The sequence below is a fragment of the Mycobacterium sp. genome (genome assembly GCF_035499775.1).
GTDB lineage: Bacteria > Actinomycetota > Actinomycetes > Mycobacteriales > Mycobacteriaceae > Mycobacterium.
Genome location: NZ_DATJYB010000029.1, coordinates 1 through 3,843, shown reverse-complemented (window position 1 = coordinate 3,843; position 3,843 = coordinate 1). Strand labels below are relative to the sequence as shown.

The following is a 3,843-nucleotide window of genomic DNA, read 5'->3' as shown; positions in this document are numbered from 1 at the left end:
AATAGCTGCATGCAGTAATTTCTCAGCGTTTTTTGGCGGTCAGTAGTAGATACTCCCAATCCATGACACCTTCTATCAGAAATTCCTGCGCAAGCTCGATGAGCTGCGCATCGAGTGCGGCCGCCAGCACCGAATTCTCGCCGATGTTCGCGAAGGCCTCGATGGTCGGACCGTAGTGATTCTTGAAGTAGTGGTGGACGTCCTCGGCGCGGTCGAAGCGATTGACCCGCAACATGTCCCGGTGCGCGCTGACAGTGGTGACCCGGTCGCCCAGCAACCCGACCGCATATTCCTCGCGGCCCCACAACGCCGCCGGCGGCACCGCCGCCGAGAGGCCCGGCCGATACGGCCTGATGGTGGCCAGCATCCGGCCGAAGAATCCCGTTGGCGTCCAACTGATCACGCCGATCGTCCCGCCCGGGCGGCAGACCCGGACCAGCTGGTCTGCCGCGCACTGTTGGTCCGGTGCGAACATCACGCCGATCGCCGACATCACGATGTCGAACTCGTCGTCGTCGAACGGCAGGGCGTGGGCATTGGCTTGCCGCCAATGCAGCCGCAGCCCCTGTTCGGCGGCCCTGATCCGGGACCGTTGCAACAACTCCGGGGTGAGATCGGTGGAAACGACGATGCCGCCCGCCCTGGCCGCCGGGAGCGAGATATTGCCGGAACCGGCCGCGACGTCGAGCACCCGCCGGCCAGGGGTGATGCTGGTTGCGGTCACCAGGATTGGACCGAGCGGGGCCATCACCTCCTCGGCCATCAATGCGTAGTCGCCCGACGCCCACACGGCGCGGTGCGTGGCAGCAAGGGTATGGTCCTCGCGAATGGGCGTGTCGATCGTCATCAGACCTCCGAGGGAAGGAAAGCAAGGGCACAGGCACCACAACGATGTGTTAGAGCAACAGTATACAACTACTACATTTGGGGCCTGCTAGACTCACCTAGCCATAGCTTTGGTGAGAAAGCTCACGTGCTGGGAAAAGGGGGGCGACGATGCCGGCGGAAAACGCCATATCGGTCGACGACTCACTCGATGCGATTACCGATGCGTTGTTGACCGCATCGCGGTTACTGGTAGGCATCTCCGCCAACTCGATCGCTTTGGTGGACGAGAGCATCACCATCCCGCAGTTCCGCACGCTGGTGATCCTGTCGAACCAGGGCCCGATAAATCTGGCGACGCTGGCCGGGCTGTTGGGCGTCAAGCCGTCGGCCACCGGCCGGATGGTCGACCGGCTGGTCAGCGCCGGTCTGATCGACCGCATGCCGCACCCGACCTCACGCCGTGAGCTGCTGGCGGCCCTGACCCCGCACGGGCGCAAGGTCGTCCGGCAGGTCACCGCGCACCGGCGCACCGAGATTGCCCGCATCGTGCAGAAAATGCCGTCGGACGAGCGCCACGGGCTGGTGCGCGCGCTGACCGCTTTTACCACCGCCGGCGGTGAGCCGCCGGCGTATCTCGACATCGACGTATAGAAGAAGAGCCAGACTCCACTTTCTAGACTGGCCCCGTGCGCCTCGTCTTCGCCGGCACTCCCGAAACCGCCCTGCCCGCGCTGCGTCAGCTCTTCGACTCGCCCCGCCACGACGTGATCGCGGTGCTGACCCGGCCAGACGCCGCATCAGGCAGGCGGGGCAAGCCCGAGCCGTCGGCGGTGGCTCGCGAAGCGCTCGACCGCGGCATTCCGCTGTTGCGACCGTCGCGGCCGAACTCGGCCGAGTTCGTCGGCGAACTCTCTGAGCTGGCACCCGACTGTTGCGCGGTGGTGGCCTACGGCGCGCTGCTGGGCGACGCGCTGCTGGCGGTGCCCCCGCGCGGCTGGATCAACCTGCACTTCTCGCTGTTGCCGGCCTGGCGCGGCGCGGCACCGGTGCAGGCCGCGATCGCCGCGGGTGACGCGGTTACCGGAGCGACGACGTTTGAGATCGAGCGCAGCCTGGACTCCGGACCGGTCTACGGCGTGGTCACCGAGACGATCCGGCCAACCGACACGGCGGGGGAACTGCTTGAGCGACTTGCCGTTTCAGGGGCGGTCCTGCTATCGGCAACGCTGGACGGCATCGCCGACGCGACACTGGCGCCGCGACCACAGCCGTCCGACGGGGTCAGCATGGCCCCGAAAATCACGGTCGAGCAGGCCCGGGTGCGCTGGGATCTGCCCGCGCCGGTCCTCGAGCGCCGGATCCGCGCCGTCACGCCAAACCCCGGCGCCTGGACGCTCATTGGTGATCTGCGCGTCAAACTCGGACCGGTACACCTCGGCGAAGCGCCAGAACCCCTGCCGCCCGGTGGTATTCATGTCGACCGCAAGAGCGTGTGGATCGGGACCGGCTCAGATCCGGTGCGCCTGGGCCAGATTCAGCCGCCCGGAAAGAAACTGATGAATGCCGTCGACTGGGCTCGGGGCGCTCGGCTCGACGCCGCCGCGCGGGCGTCATGACCAAGCCCACGCATCGGCCTCGGAGGCCACCCCGCCGCCCGCTCGACCCGGCACGTCGCGCGGCATTCGACGTGCTTCGGGCGGTCAGCGAACGCAGCGCCTACGCCAATCTGGCGTTGCCCGCATTGCTGCGCCAGCGTGGTATCACCGGCCGCGATGCCGCGTTCGCCACCGAGCTGACCTACGGCACCTGCCGTACCCAGGGGCTGCTCGACGCGGTCATCGGCGCGGCCGCCGGACGCCCGCCGGAGGCGATCAATCCGGTGCTGCTCGACCTGCTGCGGCTCGGCACCTATCAGCTGTTGCGCACCCGCGTGGAAGCGCATGCCGCCGTATCCACCACGGTGGAACAGGCCGGAATCGAATTCGACTCGGCGCGAGCGGGTTTCGTCAATGGTGTGCTGCGCACCATCGCCGCGCGAGACGAGCGGTCCTGGGTCGACGAGCTGGCTCCCGACCCGTCGCGCGATCCGGTCGGCCACGCCGCCTTCGTGCACGCCCACCCGCGCTGGATCGCCCAGGCCTTCGCCGATGCGCTGGGCGCGGCGGCCGGAGAACTCGACGCGATGCTGGCCAGCGACGACGAACGGCCCCAGGTGCACCTGGCGGCCCGCCCGGGAGTGCTGTCTGCCGCCGAATTGGCCGATGCGGTGCAGGGCACCATCGGTCGCTATTCGCCGTATGCGGTCTACCTGCCCGGCGGCGATCCCGGGCAGCTGTCACCGGTGCGCGACGGCAACGCCCTGGTCCAGGACGAGGGCAGCCAGTTGGTGGCCCGTGCGCTGGCGCTGGCGCCGGTCGACGGCGACACCGGACGATGGCTGGACCTGTGCGCCGGGCCGGGCGGCAAGACGGCGCTGCTGGCGGCGCTGGGCGCCGATTCCGGGGCCCGGGTCACGGCGGTGGAGCCGGCGCCGCGCCGGGCGGACCTGGTGGTGGAGAACACCCGTGGGCTGCCTGTCGACGTGGTGCGCGTCGACGGCCGGCAGAGCGGGCTGGAGCCGCGCTTCGACCGCGTGCTCGTCGACGCGCCGTGCACCGGGCTGGGCGCGTTGCGCCGCCGACCCGAGGCCCGTTGGCGGCGCCAGCCGTCCGACGTGCCCGTGCTGGCCAAGCTGCAACGCGAGCTGCTGGCCGCCGCGATCGGGCTGACCCGGCCCGGCGGTGTGGTGCTGTACGCGACCTGCTCGCCGCACCTCGCCGAAACCGTCGGCGTGGTCGGCGACGCGCTGCGTCGTCATCCGGTGTGCGCGCTCGATACCCGGCCGTTGTTCGAGCCCGTGAATGACGGGCCTGATAACGCACTGGGGCAGGGCCCCTCCATGAACGCGGTGCAGCTCTGGCCGCATCGGCACGGCACCGACGCGATGTTCGCCGCCACGCTGCGTCGCCTGAAGTG

General features: G+C 69.1%; 4 protein-coding genes. 3 read left to right on the top strand and 1 reads right to left on the bottom strand.

The genetic code is table 11. The features are described from left to right. Positions 1-22 precede the first annotated feature (22 nt). Entirely contained in the window at positions 23-847 is an 825-nt protein-coding gene (locus VML93_RS01700; protein ID WP_325607021.1) for a class I SAM-dependent methyltransferase, read from the bottom strand. 149 nt (positions 848-996) lie between these two features. On the opposite strand from VML93_RS01700, the gene VML93_RS01695 reads away from it, so the two are divergent. From VML93_RS01695 to VML93_RS01685, 3 genes are all read left to right on the top strand, one after another. Then, positions 997-1,479 carry a MarR family transcriptional regulator gene (locus tag VML93_RS01695; RefSeq protein ID WP_325607019.1) on the top strand — a complete coding sequence of 161 codons (483 nt, stop codon included), beginning with the start codon at positions 997-999 and terminating at the stop codon, positions 1,477-1,479. A gap of 35 nt (positions 1,480-1,514) precedes the next feature. Beyond that, positions 1,515-2,444 carry a methionyl-tRNA formyltransferase gene (gene fmt / locus VML93_RS01690; protein ID WP_325607017.1) on the top strand — a complete coding sequence of 310 codons (930 nt, stop codon included), beginning with the start codon at positions 1,515-1,517 and terminating at the stop codon, positions 2,442-2,444. Beyond that, positions 2,441-3,843: rRNA small subunit methyltransferase B (locus tag VML93_RS01685; RefSeq protein ID WP_325607015.1), on the top strand; the 1,403-nt coding region annotated here is incomplete at its 3' end. The genes fmt and VML93_RS01685, both read left to right, overlap by 4 nt.

Bases quoted from the DNA above. Each gene is read 5' to 3' on its own strand.
- VML93_RS01700 (WP_325607021.1), bottom strand. From the start codon at position 847: ATGACGATCGACACGCCCATTCGCGAGGACCATACCCTTGCTGCCACG.
- VML93_RS01695 (WP_325607019.1), top strand. From the start codon at position 997: ATGCCGGCGGAAAACGCCATATCGGTCGACGACTCACTCGATGCGATT.